The sequence below is a fragment of the Exiguobacterium undae DSM 14481 genome (assembly GCF_000620805.1).
In the GTDB taxonomy this organism is placed as follows: Bacteria; Bacillota; Bacilli; order Exiguobacteriales; family Exiguobacteriaceae; genus Exiguobacterium_A; species Exiguobacterium_A undae.
In genome coordinates this window covers 747,360-766,978 of record NZ_KK211187.1, presented here as the reverse complement: position 1 = coordinate 766,978, position 19,619 = coordinate 747,360, and the positions used below count along the sequence as shown (strand labels likewise).

The following is a 19,619-nucleotide window of genomic DNA, read 5'->3' as shown; positions in this document are numbered from 1 at the left end:
AATTTTCCTCCTTTTAATGTAAAGCGAGTTATCTATTATTCAAAAGGGGGCTACCCTTTCAAAATCGTTGTTGCTGCCCCTTCATCCGTAATCAGGATGATGTCCGGGGACTGTTTGACATACGCATTGATGGCTTCCGCCTTGGAATGTCCGCCGGCGACGACGATGACGTGTTCGACTTGTTTTAAGTCGTCGAGTTGAAGACCAACCGTCTTCACCCGGTGCACGATTTTCCCGTCCCGATCGAAGTAATACCCAAATGCTTCCGCGACTGCGTGCTCGGTTTCGAGCTGTTCCAGTAACTCCGTTGAAGCACGACGACGTTTTGCCATCGTTTTTGCCTCACCAATTCCATGTACCACGATTGACGCATCTCTAATCATTTGTAACACATTTTTTATGCTCGGCTCTTCCACCATCTTGACAAACGTTTCCTTACTGACCATGTCCGGGATGTGCAACAAGTGATAATCACTTTGTGCACGAGACGCCATCCGTGAGCAGACCGTGTTCGCTTGTAATTCCAGTGTTTCACCTAAGCCGCCACGTGCCGGTACAAAGGTCATCGGACGATTTTCCTTATCGGGCGACATCATCGCCGCGACGGAAGCCATCGTCGTTCCTCCTGTGACTGCAATCGTGTTGTGTACAGATGAAGAAAGTTCTCGTTTCAAACGTGCGACGGTCGCACGTCCCATATCGCGTTGTACCCAAAATGTCTGATCCGAGTCACCCGGTACGATGACGACATCCCGTACGCCGAGTTTTTCCTTCAAGGCTTTCGCCATATCGGAAATACCGGCCAGTTCTGCCATCACGCTGTGCATACTCCGTAAAACGGTCCGTCCTTCATCCGTTAAAGACATTCCCTGTGTTGCCACTTCGAGCAATCCTTGCTCTTTTAGGAAGTCCACTTCCCGGCGCAACACCCGTTCCGTCAAGCCGAGGCTTGTCGCAAGTGTCCGTCGGCCGATCGGCTGCATGAGCCGGACATAATGAAGTATGTCGTAACGTGTCTGCATTTCTTCGATCAGATCAGGCACGATTCGTTTTTGGATCTGTACTAACTGCCGAATCATGTATTCCCGCTCCTCTCAAAATTGCTGGACACTTTACGTCCCGCGTGTCGTATCTCGTCCCACTTGGTACATTCTCACTATAACAGCCTCTGTTCGAGGTTTCAAGCCTCGCCCTTTAACTTTTTTCAAGTAAGCGGTTTCTTAGTGTGTCTGTCTCAAATTTGCCATAACTCCAAATTTCAGACTGATACATCACGACGGGAATTTCATATAAAAACCGTAAACTGAGCGCTGCATCTTCATCAATGTTGATTTCCTCGAACGTCCACTCCGGGAATTCGTCGAGTACGAAATCAAGTAAGACGGCGGCTTCCTCACATAGCGTACAACCCGGACGTGAATACAGTGTTAAGCTCTTGTGTTCTTTTGTTTGCATCAGTCATTCGCCTTTCGTTTCTTCATGATGTCGGACCGGGTCAGATCAAGGCTCGCCCGGTACTTCGCGACCGTCCGGCGTGCGACCCGAATGCCGTCCGCCGATAACCGGTCTGTGATGTGCTGATCCGACAACGGTGTCGTCGCTTCCCGAATCAATTGTGCGATTCGGACCTTGATCAAAAAGCTCGACGTCCCGTCCTTCGTCCGGGAAACAAAAAAGTTCTCGAGATTGTGTGTCCCGTGGATAGTCCGGATCGTTTTATGCGCAATCGCCCGACCAACCGTCGACGGATGATGTCCGGTTTGTTCCGCGATTTCCTTTTTCGTGAGGGGTTCCAGATGAAGTTCGCCTTGAAACCATCTCACCTGCCGTTTCATGATGACGTCCAAGATTGCGTGTAACGTGACGCGACGCCGTTCATAGGCGCTTAAAAAAGGTTTTGCTTCTTCGAGATCCGTCCAGGACGTGTCGAGCGGCAAATCGTACCACTCCACCTGAAGTTGATCGTCAACTACTCGAACTTCCGCTTCCGGCATCGTAACGACGGTCGTTTCCGGTAAAAGAGGCGTTTTCGGCAGTCGATTGATCTGCTTCTTCACTCGTCGCTGCTCTTCGTCGTCAAGTCCGGCTAATACGTCCTGAAGGGATTGCCCGTCATGGAGTTCTGCCACCCGATCAATGAGTGTGGCATCTTCTAATTCCATGGCATGCAACAACCGACACTCCGTTTCCGAACGTGCCGCGATACCGGTCGGCTCGCATCGTTGAAGCAGTTCGCGGGCCTGCTTGATCAGCGTGGCTTCACTTTTTAAATTAGTGGAAAGTTGTGCATCCGTCGTTCTGAGTAATCCATCCGCATCTAAGTACATGATGAGTTGTTCCGCCATATATCTTATTTCCTGTCTGACCGATTCTAAACGTATTTGCTTTAGAAGATCCGCTTCAAACGACTCGATTCGATTCGCGACTTGCTCAAGATCCGGATGAATCGTTTTTCTTCCATTATGTTTATGAGACGTGGCGCGACGAATCATTCGATAGAGATGTTCCTCAAGCTCGGCCCGTGATTCTTCCAAAATCGCCAACTGAAACAAATGCGATGCTGACATCACGAGACGTTGTGTCTGTTCCTGCCTCTGTTCCATCCCTTCACCTTCCGTTTCTCAGACTTGATCGGTACCTGTTTCTATTATAATCGACCGGTGGATTCTTGCCCGGATTCAAGCCATCTGTAAAAAAACAAGAAATTTCACAATCTAGTATTGCTTTCCTGAAAAAATGTCGGTATACTATTAATTGTTCAGTAAAAACATGCACCCGTAGCTCAGGGGATAGAGCACTGGTTTCCGGTACCAGGTGTCGGGAGTTCAAATCTCTCCGGGTGTACCATACTTGAATCTACAGGCAATGCCGTTATCGGTATTGCCTTTTTTCTATATTGATATGTTTAGCTCAATCCGTTTCAGGAAAAATACATAAAACCTACAGCGTATCTTTTGACCAATATTGACCAAAGGATTATGATAAGGACAAGTCGAATATGAGCTACATACCAACTATAAGGAGGCAAAGACTATGTTAATTCCAACAGTCATCGAACAAACCAACCGCGGGGAACGTGCTTACGATATCTACTCACGTTTGCTCAAGGACCGTATCATCCTTCTCGGGAGCGCGATTGACGACAACGTCGCCAACTCAGTCGTTGCCCAGTTGCTATTCCTAGCAGCCGAAGATCCAGATAAAGAAATCTCGCTTTACATCAACAGCCCAGGTGGTTCAATCACAGCGGGTATGGCGATTTACGATACGATGAACTTCATCAAACCACAAGTTTCAACAATCTGTATCGGAATGGCTGCCTCAATGGGTGCTTTCTTGCTTCAAGCCGGCGCTAAAGGAAAACGTTTTGCGCTTCCGAACGCTGAAATCATGATTCACCAACCACTTGGTGGAACACAAGGTCAAGCATCAGATATCAAAATCCACGCAGAACGTATCATCAAAATGCGTGAACACTTAAACAAAATCATGGCTGAAAACACAGGACAACCACTTGAAGTCATCGAGCGTGATACAGAGCGCGATAACTTCATGTCTGCTCAATCAGCAGCAGACTACGGTTTAATCGACCGTGTCATGGAACGTGCGTAAGCTGTTTCAGCAAACCGTCTTCACTTCGTGTGAAGGCGGTTTTTTTCTGTTTCTCAAATAAAAAAAGACCGCCGTCTTGTACCTTTCCGTTAAGAAGGAAGTACGCAGACAGCGGTCCTTGTTCATTAATCGATCATGTCCGTGATATCAGATACGATATCATGGTTTTCGCGGATCAGCGTGTAGATGCCGTTCGCATGTGGTGAAAGTTCTTCTTCTGCCTGTAATTGCTTCAGGAATAAAGAAGTCGCAAATGTCACGAGTGTACTTTTCGGAACCCCGATCGCTTTTGCTTTTTTCGTAAGCACTTCATCAAACTTCGCATCAACTGTCAGCGAAATACGTTTTTTCTCATTAGCCATTTCAAAAACTCCTTAATTCGAACATTTAGTTGCACCGACTATATATTATAGTAGACTATGGTTCATCTCGCAAGTTACTCCCTAAAGAGCCCCGGTCATCGATTCCCCGTTCCGGATTTTATCCGCGATTTGATCAATCTTGCGCAATCGATGATTGATACCTGATTTTGAGATGGAACCACTTTCGACCATCTCGCCTAACTCCTGTAATGTCACGTCCTGGTGCGTCACACGCAAGATCGCGATTTCTCTCAGTTTGTCCGGTAAGACATCGAGTCCGACCGTCCGTTCAAGAAACTTGATGTTCTCGACTTGCCGCAGCGCCGCTCCGACCGTCTTGTTGAGGTTCGCCGTTTCACAGTTGACGAGTCGGTTGACCGAATTGCGCATGTCCTTGAGGATGCGGACATCTTCAAAACGCAACATCGAATAGGTCGCTCCAACGAGCTTCAGGAAATCGGAAATCTTTTCACTTTCCTTGATGTAGAGGATATGCCCTTTTTTCCGTTCAATCGCTTTCGCATTGAGGTCAAACTGGTTCGTCAGACTCCGGAGCGCCGCATTGTGCTCCTCGTATAAACTGAAAATCTCAAGGTGATACGACGAGGTCGCCGGGTTATTCAAGGATCCGCCGGCTAAAAACGCACCGCGCAGATACGCCCGGGCACGGCGTTCATCGTTCAAAATCGAATCGCTGATCGAGCGGATCATCGTGAATCCTTCACCGAGGATGCCGAGGTCCTGCAAGATTTTATCCGCCTGTTGTTTGACGCGGACGATGTAGACGTTATTTTTTTTGAGCCGCATTTTCTTCCGGACCAATAAGTCGAGGTGGACGGCGTAAGCCCGTTTGAGCAACGAATAGATTCGGCGGGCGATCGACGCGTTTTCCGTTGAGATATCAAGCGTCAAGCCGCGTCCAAGACCAAACGAAATCGCTCCGTTCATCCGCGCAAGTGCGGCAAGCTCGGCCTTCATCTCGTGGTCGGTGATGGCGATTTGGGTTAATTCTTTTTTAACTTCTGAAGCAAAACTCACGTCAGTTCCTCCTTCCCTTCGAATTGACGGACACGTCGAATCGATAAGACCTTCCGCATGACAAGACTGGCGACGGCATCGGAGTCGTGGCGGATGAAATGGTGGTTGTAATCCACGATATCATCGGCGAGAACTTCAATTCCGGCCTCTTCAAAACTCGTCTCATCATACGTCACGATATCGGCGTGATCCTTCTGGTATTTTCGTAAATAACTGATGTCGATCGATTCATTGTTGACGATGATCGTATCAATCACACCCTTGCCAAGGAATCGTTCCAAGACATTCAGGTGGTCATTGGCCGTAAAGGCAGTCGTCTCACCCGGCTGCGTCATGACGTTACAGATATAGACGACCGGTGCCAACGATTGTTTGATCGCATCACGAATTTCTTCAATCAGAACGTTCGGAATGACACTCGTGTACAGACTGCCTGGTCCGAGGACGATGACATCGGCGTCAAGAATCGCCTGGATCGCTTCCGGAACCGGACGGACGTTTTCTTCTTCGAGGAAAATCCGTTCAATCACTTTCCCGACCTTCGGAATCAAGGATTCGCCTTTAACGATGGTCCCGTCTTCAAACTCGGCACATAAGGTGATCGTCCGTTCCGTCGCCGGATAGACTTTTCCTTCGGCATTCAACAGCTGCCCCATGACACCGATTGCTTCGACAAACGAGCCGTTACAGAGCTGGGTCGCCGCCGTCAGCATCAAGTTGCCGAGCGAGTGACCATGCAGCCCTTCTCCTGTTTCAAACCGGTACTGCATGATCCGGTCCATCAACGTCTCGGATTTCGAAAGCGAGACGATGACGTTTCGGATATCGCCCGGCGGCAACATATTAAATTCCGTCCGCAGGCGACCGGAACTGCCTCCGTCGTCGGCGACCGTCACGATGGCCGTGATATCAAGCGGATAGTGTTTCAGTCCGCGCAAAAGAGTCGATAGGCCCGTTCCTCCGCCGATGGCGACGACTTTTCGTTCCCATTTCATCACTTCTCCTCCTTCGCATGCACATAATCCCGGTGGTTCGTCACGATATGGTATTGGTTCTTGAATTCTTTACTGATCGCTTCCGCAAACGTAATCGAGCGGTGTTTGCCGCCTGTACAGCCGAGTGCGACGACGAGCTGTGATTTCCCTTCCCGCTCGTACTGGGGAATCAGGAATTCAAGCATGTCGACGAGCTTTTTATAAAACAACTTCGCTTCCGGCCACTGCATGACATACGACGAGACTTCGAGATCGAGTCCGGTCTTCGGACGGAGTTCCGGAATGTAAAACGGGTTCGGCAGGAACCGTAAGTCAAACACGAGATCGGCATCGAGCGGCAGACCGTGCTTGAATCCAAACGACATCACGTTGACGGTGAACGGAATCCGTTCGCCTTCCGTGAACTCTTTTAAAATCCGTTCCTTGAGAGCGAGCGGTTTGATGTCACTTGTATCCATCAGCAGCTGCGCCTTGTCACGGAATCCTTCGAGCAACGTCCGTTCGCGTTCAATACCGATCAATGGGGACGCCGTCGGTGCGAGCGGATGGGAACGACGGGATTCCTTATACCGGCGGACAAGCACGTCATTGCGGGCGTCGAGATACAGCATCCGGATTTGCAGATTCGTTTTCTTTAAATCTTCGTAAACGACAAAGAAACTATCGATGAAATCACGAGCCCGTGTATCGATGGCGACGGCGATTTTCGGACGCACCTGTCCAATCACTTCGATCAATTGTGGTAGTAACGTCGGCGGTAAATTGTCGACACAAAAGTAGCCCAAGTCTTCAAAGCTATTCATCGCGACCGTTTTTCCGGCGCCACTCATTCCTGTGATGATGACCAGTTGCGGTTGATTCTGTTCCATCTCTTCGCCCTCCAGACAACAGTTCCGTGTGTATTTTTTATTCTGGTTTCAGTATAACATAAAAAAAGAGCCAGCTTGATGGAAGTGCCTCCAACCAAGCTGGTTCCTGAATTAGACTTGTGATGATTCTTTTAATTCTTCAAGCAACGCTTCGATATAGTGTTGCGCGTTTTGCGCCGCGATTGAACCGTCGTTTGTTGCTGTAACGACTTGACGAAGTGTTTTCTCACGGACATCACCGGCTGCGAAAATCCCTTTGATGTTCGTTTCCATGCCTTCATTCGTCACGACATACCCTTGATCGTTGAGGATGCCCAAGTCTTGCACATATCCTGTGATCGGGTTCATTCCGATGTAGATGAAGACACCATCAATCGGATACGTTGTCGTTGCCGCTGTTTTCGTATTGATCAATTCGATGCCGCCGACTTTACCGTTATCTTCGTTGATCTGTTTGACCGTATGGTTCCAGATGAAGTCGATTTTCGGATTGTCGAATGCTCGTTTTTGGAGAATTTTTTGTGCGCGTAATTCTTCGCGACGGTGAACGATCGTAACTTTTTTCGCGAATCGTGTCAGGTAAACCCCTTCTTCGACCGCTGAGTCGCCGCCACCGATGACGAACAATTCTTTTTCTTTAAAGAAGGCGCCGTCACAGACCGCACAGTACGACACACCACGTCCGCCAAGTTCTTCTTCACCCGGGACGCCGATTTTCTTATACTGCGCACCAGAAGCGATAATGATCGCACGGGCGTAATAATCCTTGTTGTGTGCGTGGATCGTCTTGTAAGCAGGACCGTCTTCGATGCTGCGAACGTCACCGTAGGCATATTCTGCTCCGAATGCTTTTGAGTGATCAAACATCTTTTGTGAAAGGTCCGGTCCGAGAATGCTGTCGTAGCCCGGATAGTTTTCGATGTCTTCCGTGTTGGCCATCTGGCCGCCCGGAATACCACGTTCGATCATCAATGTTGAAAGGTTTGCACGTGATGCGTAAAGTGCTGCCGTCATACCGGCAGGACCGGCACCAATAATGATGACGTCATAAATTTTTTGCTCAGTTTCTGTCATGATTCCACCCCATCTGTATTTTCGTTGTAATTTGAGTATAGGTGAGAATCGTACAAACGTCTAACACTTTGCACGGGCCGGGTTCAAAAGCCGTTGATATGACCGAATCGTCGCCGCCACTTCGTCAAACGAAACATGGACGAGCGTCGCGCAGTCTTCAATCAACATCCCTTCGCGGACATCGTGGAACAGATAAATCAAGGCAGCAGCAGACTGCTCAATCGATTCAAAGGTCTCCCCACTGAGGACGAGCCGGGCGAAACGTTCGTAAAAGTCGCCTTCAAGACTCATCCGTTCCTCGTCCGAGACATACCGTTCCGCGAGGCGGATCGTCATCAACGCACGATGAATGCGAGCATCGACGACCTCATGCTCTCCGTTCATTTCATGAAGGATCTGTTCTGTCAGCAATAAGACATCCGGATGATCTGTCACTTCCGGCATCATCGACAGGGCGAGTTTTGCTTCCCCGTCATTGAGCTTACCGAGCAGGAGTGCCGTAAAGATTCGCGAGACATCGTCTTCCGTCTTCAGTGCTTGAATCAAGGCTGAACGGAACTGCAGGTTATGCCGGATATCGTACGCTTCCTGTTCTTCCCGCATCCCTTTTGCTTCCTTGGACTGGAGAAAGGCAGCAGCTTCTTCGATATGACCGGTCTTGAACGCAGAAATCGACAACCAGTGTCCGAACAACGGATCCCCACGGTAACCGCGACGTTCGAGCAGCTTCAATTCTTCGTAAGCCAAGTCATGGCGACCGATGATCGCAAGCGTCGACGCGACTTTGTAACGGGTCTCGAGGTTAACGGCCCGGACATGCTCGAGCTTTTGCGACAAGCGATGGGCTTCTTCATCCTGTCCCATCTCGTGCAGCAACACGAGTGTGTTGCAAAGCGCGTGCAAGTTTCCAGGATTGCCGTCGAGCACCTGTTCAAGTGAGGCAAAGGCACGGTCATTTTCACCGAGATAAAACTCGACAATGGCGAGATTGTTATAGGCCGGCCAAAACGTCGGATACTGGGTAATCAAGGACTCCAGTGTCTCCTGCGCCGCAAATAACATCCCTTTGTCGATTTGACGTTGTGCTTGAGCATGTAAACGAATCAATTCATCCTCATCGTCATCTTCCATCTCTTGTTCGAGATCAATCAGTTCCACGAGCGCGGCCGATGCCTCTGCGTGTTTACCGTTTGGTGCACAAGATAAATATTCAAGCGCATACGTCTTCGCTTCTTCATATAAAGAGACATGCGCGTAGTTATTTGCTAGATAAAACAATGATTCGGTATTTGACTTGTCGAGTGTCCGGACTTGTTTCAACACATCATTGGCATGGTTGATTTCACCTGTCTCGAACAGAACACGGGCGTACCGTAACAGATAACGGACATCTTCCGGTTGAAGCGTCGTGGCTTCATCGAGATGATAAACCGCCTCTTCAAGTCTCCCTTCCCGGTGCGCCTTCCGTCCGCGGAAATAAAAAAGTTCCGCTTGGCGCGTTGTAATCGCAAAGGGGTCTGCTTTGTATTCAGTTAATTCCATCATGATTCAAGCCCCCATAGATCTAAATCTGGTTTCGTAGTTGCAGAGACAAGAATAACCTATCTCGGAAGGCGTTGCAACAGAAAAAAACGCCGGGGTTTACCCCCAACGTTTCGCATAAATCGATTCCAGTTCCTTGTAATTCTCTAAGCATTTTTGTACGAAAGCATCCGCTTCTGGATTTTGTCCGTTCAGGCGTTCGACATCCTTTTCGTACGCGCGCCGTAAGCTGTCTGCGTACGGTGGAATCTCTCCGTCATACGCATAAACGACGCTTGGTGCGACCGTCACTTTTTCGTGCGGGTGTAAGGCGGGACGGACATGGAAGAGTGGCACGTCGACCTGATTCGGATTGTGCAGGTCCCCTTGGATCGGGTGTTTTTCAACCGCCAGAACTTCGACGACCAACCCTTGCGGACGTTCGGCAAATAATCTTCCGAAATACTTTCCTGTTTTGTACGTAAAGCGGACGTTACTCATCTCGTTTCCTCCTGTTCTCACATTTTCGTCACATTTCATGCCGGCGCAACGGCTGACTCGATACCCGTTCGTACGGCTCGATGTCGCGATGGACGACCGAACCGGCGCCAATCACGGCACCGTCTCCGATCGTGACACCCGGTAAGATCGTGACATTGGCTCCGATCAACACATCGTTGCCGATCGTCACGTTACCGATCCGGTACTCCGTCGTCAAATATTCATGGCAGAGAATCGTCGTATTGAATCCGATGATCGTGTTGGAACCAATCGTAATCCGTTCCGGAAACATCGTATCCGGCATGACCATCAAGGCCAGTGCCGTCCGGTCGCCGATCTTCATCCGTAAACACGTCCGGTAGAGACCGTTCTTAAAACGGAGCGACGGCGAGAAGCGGCCGATCGTGATGATGACAAAACACCACATCACTTTCAGGAACGACACCGTCCGGTACATATGCCAGAGCGGGTTCGTCGACCCGACGTGATAACGATCAGTCCGCCTTGGCATTTTCGGCCTCGATCCAGTCACCCAACTGTTCCATCGAATCAATGATCACATCCGGTTGCAACGCTTCAAGATACGGACGACCTTTGATCGCCCACCCGACGGCAACGGTTTTCAGTCCCGCATTTTTCCCGCCGTGGATGTCCGTATCGTTGTCGCCGACCATGATGGTTTCCTCACGGGTCGCCCCGAGCAGTGCCATCGCTTTTTCAAACGGTTCAACGGCCGGTTTCTCTTCCGTCACGTCATCCGCGGCGATGACTGCGTCAAACAAATGCGTCAGACCAAACAGTTCAATGCCTTGCAGCGCGACACGCCGACTTTTCGACGTCACGACCGCCATCTTGTACCCTTGTTGCTTCAATTGACGTAATCCGTCAAGCACACCCGGATACTCGAGGACAAGCGCGTCATGCATCGCAATGTTGTAGCTGCGGTAAAACGCGACCATCTCTTTCCACTGGTCGGCGTTCATTTCTGAAAATGACTTCTCGAGGGTCGGACCGATGAACGGAAGCAGTTCAGCTTGCGTAAACGTCCGGTCCGGATAGTAATAACTCAGTGTATGTTCAAAACTTTTCAGGATGAGCGGGTTCGTATCGATCAACGTCCCGTCGAGATCAAATAAAATCGTTTGAATCATCGGCTCATTTCGCCTCCCGTTTTGTTCCGTCCAAGTAACGGACGGCATTTTTCCGAAGGACCATCATGACGAGACCAAAAACGATCAAGGCAATCGACACGATTTGAGCGGTCCGTAACCCGTCGCCCATCATCAGGCTGTCCGTTCGTAAGCCTTCGATATAGAAACGACCAATCGAATACCAGACGAGGTAACCGAGGAAGATATATCCGCGACGCGGGTTAAACTTCATCCGCCAGACGATCAACAGGATGACCCCGATGATGTTCCAGATGCTTTCATACAGGAAGGTCGGAACGTAATAGACGCCATCGATATACATCTGATTAACGATCCAGTCCGGCAGGTGCAGCGTATCCTGCAGGAACGTCCACGTCGTTTCTCCGCCGTGGGCTTCCTGGTTAAAGAAGTTCCCCCAGCGTCCGACGGCTTGACCAAACAAAAGTGACGGGGCCAAGATGTCGGCAATCTGCCAGAACGAGATGTTTTTCTTCCGGGTATAGATCAAGACCGTCAAGATCGCCCCGATGATCGCCCCATGAATCGCGATCCCGCCTTGGCGGATGTTGATGATCTGATCCAGGTTCTGACCATAATAATCCCATTCGAACGCCACGTAGTAAATACGGGCACAGATGATACTGATCGGAATCGACCAGATGACGACATCGACCGCATACTCTTCGTTAAATCCGATCCGTTTCGACTCAAAGATCGCAATCATCAGACCGACGACGGCGCCTAGGGCGATGACGATCCCGTACCAATAGATCGGAATCGGTCCCAGTTCGATCGCGATGCGATCAAACGTCGGTTGTACACTCGCTAATGTTCCCATCAAAGACCACCGTTCCCATCTTCAATCGCTTGCGCGAGACGCCCCGCAAACTCTTCTGCTGTATTGATGCCCATATTTTTCAGGCGGTAGTTCATCGCAGCCACCTCGATGATGACGGCTAAGTTACGCCCCGGACGGACCGGAATCGTCAAGAACGGAATTTCCGTATCGATGATTTGCAGCGTTTCTTGATCCAGACCGACACGGTCGTAGACTTTGGTTTGATCCCAAATTTCTAAATTACAGACGAGGCTGATTTTTTTGTGCGAACGAACGGCACCGGCACCAAACAATGTCATCACGTCGATGATTCCGATTCCCCGGATCTCGAGCAGGTGTTGAATCAGTTTCGGTGCAGTCCCGACCAAAATCCCGTCGCCGGTTTGGCGGATTTCGACCGAATCGTCAGCTACAAGGCGGTGTCCCCGTTTGACGAGTTCAAGTGCCGTTTCCGACTTCCCGACGCCGCTGGCTCCTTTGATGAAGACGCCGACGCCATAAATGTCGACGAGCACACCGTGCATCGCCGTCGTCGGTGCGAGTTCTGCTTCAAGGAAGTTCGTAATTTGAGATTCGACCGATGTCGTATGTCCTTTTGTCGTCAAGAGCGGAACGTTCGTTTCGTCTGCTGCTTTGACGATGGCTTCCGGTACTTCAAACCCACGAGTGATCAAAATGCCCGGTGTCTCATCCGTACAGAGAACATTCGCCCGTTCGAGCTGTTCTTCGTACGTCAGATTATTAAAGAAGGTCAATTCGGTTTTTCCGAGAATCTGGAGTCGTTCCGCCGGATAATAGGCATAATACCCCGCCAGGACAAGACCCGGTCGACAAAGATCAGCCGTCAGAATCGGGCGGTGTAAGCCCTCTTCTCCGGTGACGATTTTTAAATTGAATTGCTTTACGATTTCAGCTGTTCGCACTTTTGGTTGCACGCTCAATCAGCCCCTTTCACTTGAAGTATTGTACCATATTTTTACGAAAATCGAGGAATTCGATTAGAAGTGGACAATCTTGGGAATGGATTACAGATAACATAAAAAGGAGGGATCTTATGATGGACGCTTCAGGCAGTGGTATTGGCATTATCATCATCATGATTTTATTCGGGATTCTTGCCATCGTTGGGTTTGTGTACCTCATCATCGCACTGATTGACATGTGGAAAGCCTACTCACGCAATCAAGATCAAACCGCATTATTGTTCTTCATCATCTCGATCATCGGGATCTTCATCAGCGGTTCGTTTATCTCGTATATTCTGGCAATCATCTTCTATTGGAATCGCTCACGCCGCAAAAGCTGGCTTGGGATTGGGTTGATTGTTTTATCGATTATCCTCGGAATCATCGGTATCATTACCTTACTCGCGTTCGGCTATGACATGAACAATTTCGAAAATATGGATTTTAATGATCCGATGATGGATCAGGATTACGATTATTAAGACGTATCACACATCATCCGACTGCCCCTTTCGCGAGGAAGCAGTCGGATTTTTTGTCCCAAAAAATCCCTGCCTCCTTTGTTGAAGGGGCAGGGATTTGCTTATAATGCTTGTGGGCTGAGATGGACACCATGTGTGACAGAAATCGTACCTGTCTTCGTATCGGCAGCAACCTCGATTTTTGGCGAACGACCACGACCGGATAAGAAATGCAGTTTCCGATTGACGACTTCTTTTTGATCGCGAATCAATTCCATTTCATCCAAGTTGCAGTTCAATCCACCAAAGTTCGTTTCCAGTTCACCGTAGATTTCAGCACCGTGCGGCAACATCAAGGCGATGCTTCCGGCAAGTGACGAAGCTTGAATCTTCGCATCCTGAACCGTCTTCAGTTCACAACGGACGTTTCCGTTCGCCGTTTTCAGCTCAGACCGTTCAAAGACGCCGGTCGCGATGACTTGACCGTTAGCGGTTTTTGCCTTCAACGACTTGATCTCCGATTCTTCGATTTCAATCGAACCGTTTGCCGTTGATGTCTTCACTTCGTCGCTGAACAGGTCACGGACATGAATCCGTCCGTTTGCCGTCATCAGTTGCACCGTCGTCGCGTCAAGAGACGACAATGTGATTTCCCCGTTCAGTGTCTGTAAGATCAACGACTCGTAATGACGGCGTGGAATCTTCAGATGAACGGTCGCCCGGACACGTTTGTCTTTCAAACGAATCGATAACGTGTTGGCAGAGACAGAGTGTTGCAGTGCAGCTTGCAGCTGTTCGAGTGCCTGTTCTTCATTGACTTGACGGAGCGGACGACCGGTAACGGTCAGCTCACACTCGTCCAAATCACCCGGCTCGATGACGGCATTGGCATTAAAGAGATCCAAATGAATCGTCTCACCGCTGAACGGGAATTGTTTGACGTACGTGACGTTCGGTCCGGACGTTTGGTTCAGTGACAAATCACTTTCCTTGATCCGGTTGACGAGTCCGTCAAACGCTGACATGACCTTTGATGTAAGGGAGTCGACCGTATAATGGTCCACGCGGTCGTAATGTTCCGGTTCATCCACATACTTATGCTCACTTGCCGTCGACTGTTGCTGATCGATTGCCTCAAGGCGTTCGAGTTTGTCGAGCGCTTCATCAATCGTCAGCTTTCCTTCTTTCACTTGTTCAAGTATCAGTTGGCGCATATCTTGCTTCATCAATAATTCCCTCCTCTGATCTGGCACACGTTAATCCATTCCACTTGCTTATTACTTTCGCTCTACTTCTCTTACTTCCCTTTTTACGATTCCTGAATCAAAAAAGTTTCATGATTCAATCCGTGCCGCGTCCCGTTCGAGAACTGGCGCCAAATAATGACCCGTATAGGATTCTTTGACCGCCGCGATTTCTTCCGGTGTTCCGGTCGCCACAATCTTCCCGCCGCCGTCGCCGCCTTCCGGACCCAAATCAATCAGGTAGTCGGCTGTCTTGATGACATCGAGGTTGTGTTCAATGACGAGGACGGTATCCCCGTTGTCGACGAGACGTTGTAAGACTTTCAGCAAACGCGCAATATCGTGGACGTGTAAGCCGGTTGTCGGTTCATCGAGAATGTAGATCGTTTTTCCGGTCGAGCGTTTGTGGAGTTCAGACGCCAGCTTGACCCGCTGTGCTTCCCCGCCCGACAATTCGGTTGCCGGTTGGCCGAGACGCATGTACGTCAAGCCGACATCTGCAATCGTCTGTAACTTCCGACTGATCTTCGGAATCTTGTCGAAGAACGCTAACGCGTCTTCCACCGTCATCTCGAGTACGTCGGCAATCGTCTTGCCTTTATATTTCACTTCCAATGTTTCGCGGTTGTAGCGTTTTCCATGACAAACTTCACACGGAACATAGACATCCGGCAGGAAGTGCATCTCGATCTTGATGATTCCGTCTCCGCGACATGCTTCACACCGTCCGCCTTTGATGTTGAAACTGAAGCGACCTTTTTTGTAGCCGCGGAGCTTCGCTTCGTTCGTCGATGCGAAGACGTCCCGAATGTCATCAAAGACACCGGTATACGTGGCCGGGTTCGAACGTGGGGTCCGACCGATCGGCGACTGGTCGATATCGATGACTTTATCGATTTGATCGAGTCCGGAAATCCCTTTGTGCGCTCCCGGTTTTTCTTTCGCCCGGTTCATTTCGTGCGCAATCGTCTTGTAAAGGATCTCGTTGATCAACGTCGATTTCCCGGATCCGGATACACCGGTCACGGCAACGAACAGACCAAGCGGAATGTCGACATCGACGTTTTTCAGATTGTTTTCTGAGGCTTTATGAATTTGTAATGACCGGCCGTCCGGCTGTTTCCGTTCCGATGGGACCGGAATGAATTTTTTCCCGGACAAGTATTGCCCCGTCAGCGAATTCGGATCCTGCATCAATTCTTCCGGACGTCCTGCCGCGGTCACGAACCCACCGTGGTCTCCTGCTCCGGGACCGATATCAATCAGGTAATCCGCTGCCATCATCGTATCTTCATCGTGTTCGACGACGATCAGTGTATTTCCGAGGTCACGCATCGTTTTCAGCGTGTTGATCAACCGGTCATTATCCCGTTGGTGGAGTCCGATTGACGGCTCGTCAAGGACATAGAGGACACCCGTCAGACGGGAACCGATTTGGGTCGCGAGGCGAATCCGTTGTGCCTCGCCGCCGGACAATGTCCCGGCCGCTCGTGAAATCGTCAAATAATCGAGTCCGACATTTTCAAGGAACGATGACCGCTCGTGAATCTCGCGGACGATCATCCGGGAAATCGTCTGATCTTTCTCTGATAATTTGCTTGGCAACTCTTCAAACCAGACAACCGCCTGTTTGACGGACATCTTCGTCACGTCGCCGATGTGAATGCCGGAGACCTTAACAGCCAGTGATTCGCGTTTCAAGCGATGCCCTTTACACGTCGGACACGCTTTTTTCGCCATATAGCCTTCCATCTGTTCGCGGATATAGTCAGATGACGTCTCTTTGAAGCGACGTTGGAGATTGTTTAAGACGCCTTCGAAGAATAACGTCGTGTTGCGGACCATTCCGAAATCATTTTCATAGCGGAACTGAATCTCCTCTTTGCTGCTCCCGTTTAAAATGATGTCACGGTGTTCTTCCGACAATTGGTCGAACGGTGTATCCATATCAATTTTAAAATGACTGCAGACGGCAGCAAGCAGTTGCGGATAATATTGTGAACTGGTCGGTTCCCAAGCAACGATCGCCCCTTCGTTCAGCGACTTATCCGGATGCGGGACGACGAGATCAACATCAACCTCAAGCTTCGTTCCAAGTCCGTCACAAGACGCACAAGCGCCGAACGGCGAATTGAACGAGAACATCCGTGGTTCGAGTTCGCCGATCGAGAAACCGCAAATCGGACAAGCATGATGTTCACTGAACAACATCTCGTTGCCGTCCATCGTATCGACGATGACCCGGCCGTCAGCCAGACGTAATGCCGTTTCGAGCGAATCCGCGAGACGGGCTTCGACGTCCGGTCGCACGACCACCCGGTCCACGACGACTTCGATCGAATGTTTTTTGTTTTTCTCGAGTTCGATGTCATCCGTCAAATCAATCGTTTCTCCATCAACTCGAACGCGGACAAACCCTTCTTTCTTCAAGTCTTCAAAGACTTTGACGTGTGCACCCTTACGTCCGGAAATAATCGGCGCCAGAATCTGCAGACGGCTGCGCTCCGGCAGTTCCATGACTTGGTCAACCATTTGACTGATCGTCTGGCTCGAAATCTCGATCCCGTGGTTCGGACAAATCGGTTTCCCGATGCGCGCATACAACAGACGGAGGTAATCATAAATTTCCGTGACCGTCCCGACCGTCGAGCGGGGATTTTTACTGGTCGTCTTCTGATCGATCGAAATGGCCGGACTTAAACCTTCAATCGCATCGACATCCGGTTTATCCATCTGACCGAGGAACTGGCGGGCATAAGCCGACAGACTTTCGACATACCGGCGTTGCCCTTCTGCATAAATCGTATCAAACGCGAGTGACGATTTTCCAGACCCGGATAAGCCGGTCAGGACGACCAGCTGATCGCGGGGAATTTCGACATCGATGTTTTGTAAGTTATTGACGCGAGCGCCCTTGATGATGATCTTGTTCTTTTTTTCTGCCAACTTAGGCACCTGCTTTCAATTCTAAGATAAGGTCACGCAATTCTGCCGCCCGCTCAAACTGCATGTCTTTCGCGGCTTGGCGCATTTCTTGATCGAGCTGTTCGAGCAATGTTTCGCGCTCCGGTTTTTTGAGCTTGTCGAACTTCTCAAGTTTTTCGACCGTGTCATCACTTTCAATCGTCGTGCTGATGACACCCCGAACGTCTTTTTGAATCGTTTTCGGCGTAATGCCGTGTTCTTTATTAAAGGCGATCTGGATGTTGCGACGCCGTTCTGTCTCGTCCATCGCGCGTTGCATCGAATCCGTAATCTTGTCAGCAAACAGGATGACGTGCCCTTCTGAGTTTCGGGCAGCCCGTCCAATCGTTTGAATCAAGGAACGCTCCGAGCGTAAGAAGCCTTCTTTATCGGCATCAAGAATCGTTACGAGCGAAACTTCCGGAATATCGAGTCCCTCTCGCAAGAGGTTGATCCCGACGAGGACATCGTATTTACCGAGCCGCAGATCGCGAATGATTTCAATCCGTTCGAGTGTCTTGATTTCCGAGTGCATATAGTTGACCTTGACGCCGTGTTCCTTGAGGTAATCCGTCAAATCCTCCGACATCTTCTTCGTCAGCGTCGTGACGAGGACCCGCTCATTTTTCGCGACCCGTTCGCGGATGTTGTCCATCAAATAATCGATTTGTCCGGTGATCGGATGAATCTCGATCGTTGGATCCACGAGTCCCGTCGGCCGGATGATTTGTTCGACCATCTCTTTGGAGTGCTCGAGTTCATACGGCCCCGGTGTCGCGGAAATATAAATTGCCTGACTGACCTTCTCTTCGAACTCTTCAAACCGAAGCGGCCGGTTGTCTTTCGCCGACGGTAAACGGAACCCGTGGTCGACGAGGACTTGTTTCCGGGCTTGGTCACCGTTGTACATCCCGCGGATTTGCGGTAACGTCACGTGCGATTCATCGGCGACGAGCAGGAAGTCTTTCGGGAAATAATCAATCAACGTATACGGAGTCGATCCCGGTGGCATCAAGTTCAAATGACGGGAATAGTTTTCGATTCCCGAGCAGTAGCCCATCTCCCGCATCATCTCGAGATCGTAGTTCGTCCGCTGTTCAAGCCGTTGCGCTTCAAGCAGCATACCGTCTTCCCGCATCTTCGCCAGCTGCGTCTCGAGTTCGGTCTCGATGTTCGCGATGGCTTTCTGGAGTCGGGTATCCCCGGTCACGAAGTGGGACGCCGGGAAAATCGAGATGTGTTCCCGGTCGGCAATGATCTCACCGGTTAATGGATCCATGTCGCGAATCCGTTCAATTTCGTCTCCGAAAAATTCGACCCGGACACATTGTTCATCACGGGACGCCGGGAAAATTTCGACGACGTCTCCCCGGACACGGAACCGTCCGCGCTGAAAATCAATGTCATTTCGTTCATATTGAATATCAATCAGGCGGCGCAACATTTCGTTACGGCCCATCTCGTTCCCGACACGCAGGGACAAGACGTGATTGTTGTATTCTTCCGGATTACCGAGACCATAAATGCAGGAAACGGACGCGACAATCAAGACGTCTTCCCGTTCGAACAAAGCAGATGTCGCCGAGTGACGTAATTTATCGATCTCGTCATTAATCGAGGAATCCTTTTCGATGAATGTATCCGTCGACGGAACATACGCTTCCGGTTGGTAATAATCATAAAAGCTGACAAAGTATTCGACTGCGTTATCCGGGAAGAACTCCTTGAACTCCGAATACAGTTGACCGGCCAGTGTCTTGTTGTGCGCGAGGACAAGTGTCGGTTTCTTGATCTCTTTGATGACGTTCGAGACGGTAAACGTTTTCCCTGTCCCGGTCGCTCCAAGCAACGTCTGATGCCGCTCGCCGTCCTTGACACCCGCCACCAGTTTCTCGATTGCCGCCGGCTGATCGCCACCCGGTTCAAATGGTGATACTAACTCAAAATCCATCGTATTCTTCCCCCTCATCCAGTAAAAAAATCTATCTTTATTGTACCACTTTACGAACAAACATTCGATTATG

Annotated in this window: 18 protein-coding genes, 1 tRNA gene and 1 pseudogene; 3 read left to right on the top strand and 17 right to left on the bottom strand. The window is 50.0% G+C overall.

The window, feature by feature from the left end; genetic code table 11:
* Positions 1–50: 50 nt before the first annotated feature.
* The 3 genes from P397_RS0104530 to P397_RS0104520 form a co-directional block, all read right to left on the bottom strand.
* Entirely contained in the window at positions 51–1,079 is a 1,029-nt protein-coding gene (locus tag P397_RS0104530; RefSeq protein WP_081775999.1) for a sugar-binding transcriptional regulator, read from the bottom strand.
* Positions 1,080–1,194: 115 nt separating this feature from the next.
* The gene (locus P397_RS0104525; protein ID WP_035387574.1) at positions 1,195–1,455 is read right to left on the bottom strand and encodes a glutaredoxin family protein; all 261 of its coding nucleotides are present in this window, start codon (positions 1,453–1,455) and stop codon (positions 1,195–1,197) included.
* The gene (locus tag P397_RS0104520) at positions 1,455–2,603 is read right to left on the bottom strand and encodes an RNA polymerase factor sigma-54 (protein WP_028105777.1); all 1,149 of its coding nucleotides are present in this window, start codon (positions 2,601–2,603) and stop codon (positions 1,455–1,457) included. The genes P397_RS0104525 and P397_RS0104520 overlap by 1 nt, the downstream gene beginning before the upstream one ends.
* Before the next feature lie 168 nt (positions 2,604–2,771).
* Here P397_RS0104520 and P397_RS0104515 point away from each other — a divergent pair.
* Positions 2,772–2,847, top strand: a tRNA-Arg gene (locus tag P397_RS0104515).
* A 180-nt stretch (positions 2,848–3,027) separates the two neighbouring features.
* Positions 3,028–3,612 (top strand): annotated as a pseudogene (clpP, locus tag P397_RS0104510) (ATP-dependent Clp endopeptidase proteolytic subunit ClpP); the annotation flags it as partial.
* A 125-nt stretch (positions 3,613–3,737) separates the two neighbouring features.
* Here the strand turns inward: clpP and P397_RS0104505 are convergent.
* The 11 genes from P397_RS0104505 to hprK all read right to left on the bottom strand — a co-directional run bounded on the left by P397_RS0104505 (position 3,738) and on the right by hprK (position 12,896).
* The gene (locus P397_RS0104505) at positions 3,738–3,974 is read right to left on the bottom strand and encodes a hypothetical protein (RefSeq protein ID WP_026832169.1); all 237 of its coding nucleotides are present in this window, start codon (positions 3,972–3,974) and stop codon (positions 3,738–3,740) included.
* A gap of 81 nt (positions 3,975–4,055) precedes the next feature.
* Positions 4,056–5,012, bottom strand: a complete 957-nt coding sequence (gene whiA, locus P397_RS0104500) for a DNA-binding protein WhiA (RefSeq protein ID WP_026832168.1) — start codon at positions 5,010–5,012, stop codon at positions 4,056–4,058.
* The gene (locus tag P397_RS0104495) at positions 5,009–6,007 is read right to left on the bottom strand and encodes a gluconeogenesis factor YvcK family protein (RefSeq protein WP_028105775.1); all 999 of its coding nucleotides are present in this window, start codon (positions 6,005–6,007) and stop codon (positions 5,009–5,011) included. The genes whiA and P397_RS0104495 overlap by 4 nt, the downstream gene beginning before the upstream one ends.
* Positions 6,007–6,876 carry an RNase adapter RapZ gene (gene rapZ / locus P397_RS0104490; protein WP_012371271.1) on the bottom strand — a complete coding sequence of 290 codons (870 nt, stop codon included), beginning with the start codon at positions 6,874–6,876 and terminating at the stop codon, positions 6,007–6,009. The genes P397_RS0104495 and rapZ overlap by 1 nt, the downstream gene beginning before the upstream one ends.
* A gap of 111 nt (positions 6,877–6,987) precedes the next feature.
* Complete coding sequence (gene trxB, locus P397_RS0104485; RefSeq protein WP_026832166.1) at positions 6,988–7,950, bottom strand: thioredoxin-disulfide reductase; 963 nt, start codon at positions 7,948–7,950, stop codon at positions 6,988–6,990.
* A gap of 60 nt (positions 7,951–8,010) precedes the next feature.
* Positions 8,011–9,495, bottom strand: coding sequence for a tetratricopeptide repeat protein (locus tag P397_RS0104480; RefSeq protein WP_028105774.1), 1,485 nt, complete (start codon positions 9,493–9,495; stop codon positions 8,011–8,013).
* Between the two features lie 96 nt (positions 9,496–9,591).
* Positions 9,592–9,972 (bottom strand): sporulation phosphorelay system protein KapB, encoded by a 381-nt coding sequence (gene kapB / locus P397_RS0104475; RefSeq protein ID WP_026832164.1) that lies wholly within the window; start codon positions 9,970–9,972, stop codon positions 9,592–9,594.
* Positions 9,973–10,000: 28 nt separating this feature from the next.
* Positions 10,001–10,483 (bottom strand): acyltransferase, encoded by a 483-nt coding sequence (locus tag P397_RS0104470; protein ID WP_028105773.1) that lies wholly within the window; start codon positions 10,481–10,483, stop codon positions 10,001–10,003.
* Positions 10,467–11,123 carry a pyrophosphatase PpaX gene (ppaX, locus tag P397_RS0104465; RefSeq protein ID WP_026832162.1) on the bottom strand — a complete coding sequence of 219 codons (657 nt, stop codon included), beginning with the start codon at positions 11,121–11,123 and terminating at the stop codon, positions 10,467–10,469. The genes P397_RS0104470 and ppaX overlap by 17 nt, the downstream gene beginning before the upstream one ends.
* A 4-nt stretch (positions 11,124–11,127) precedes the next feature.
* Positions 11,128–11,961: a prolipoprotein diacylglyceryl transferase gene (lgt, locus tag P397_RS0104460; protein ID WP_026832161.1), complete on the bottom strand. Its 834-nt coding sequence runs from the start codon at positions 11,959–11,961 to the stop codon at positions 11,128–11,130.
* Positions 11,961–12,896, bottom strand: a complete 936-nt coding sequence (gene hprK / locus P397_RS0104455; protein WP_026832160.1) for an HPr(Ser) kinase/phosphatase — start codon at positions 12,894–12,896, stop codon at positions 11,961–11,963. Before hprK ends, lgt begins: the two co-directional genes overlap by 1 nt.
* 119 nt (positions 12,897–13,015) lie before the next feature.
* Here hprK and P397_RS0104450 point away from each other — a divergent pair, with 119 nt between their 5' ends.
* Positions 13,016–13,408 carry a hypothetical protein gene (locus P397_RS0104450; protein WP_028105772.1) on the top strand — a complete coding sequence of 131 codons (393 nt, stop codon included), beginning with the start codon at positions 13,016–13,018 and terminating at the stop codon, positions 13,406–13,408.
* A 101-nt stretch (positions 13,409–13,509) separates the two neighbouring features.
* On the opposite strand, the gene P397_RS0104445 is transcribed toward P397_RS0104450, so the two are convergent.
* From P397_RS0104445 to uvrB, 3 genes are all read right to left on the bottom strand, one after another.
* The gene (locus P397_RS0104445) at positions 13,510–14,613 is read right to left on the bottom strand and encodes a DUF4097 family beta strand repeat-containing protein (RefSeq protein ID WP_028105771.1); all 1,104 of its coding nucleotides are present in this window, start codon (positions 14,611–14,613) and stop codon (positions 13,510–13,512) included.
* A 108-nt stretch (positions 14,614–14,721) separates the two neighbouring features.
* Complete coding sequence (gene uvrA, locus P397_RS0104440) at positions 14,722–17,577, bottom strand: excinuclease ABC subunit UvrA (RefSeq protein ID WP_026832157.1); 2,856 nt, start codon at positions 17,575–17,577, stop codon at positions 14,722–14,724.
* Position 17,578: 1 nt separating this feature from the next.
* Positions 17,579–19,546 (bottom strand): excinuclease ABC subunit UvrB, encoded by a 1,968-nt coding sequence (uvrB, locus tag P397_RS0104435; RefSeq protein WP_028105770.1) that lies wholly within the window; start codon positions 19,544–19,546, stop codon positions 17,579–17,581.
* Positions 19,547–19,619: the final 73 nt, after the last annotated feature.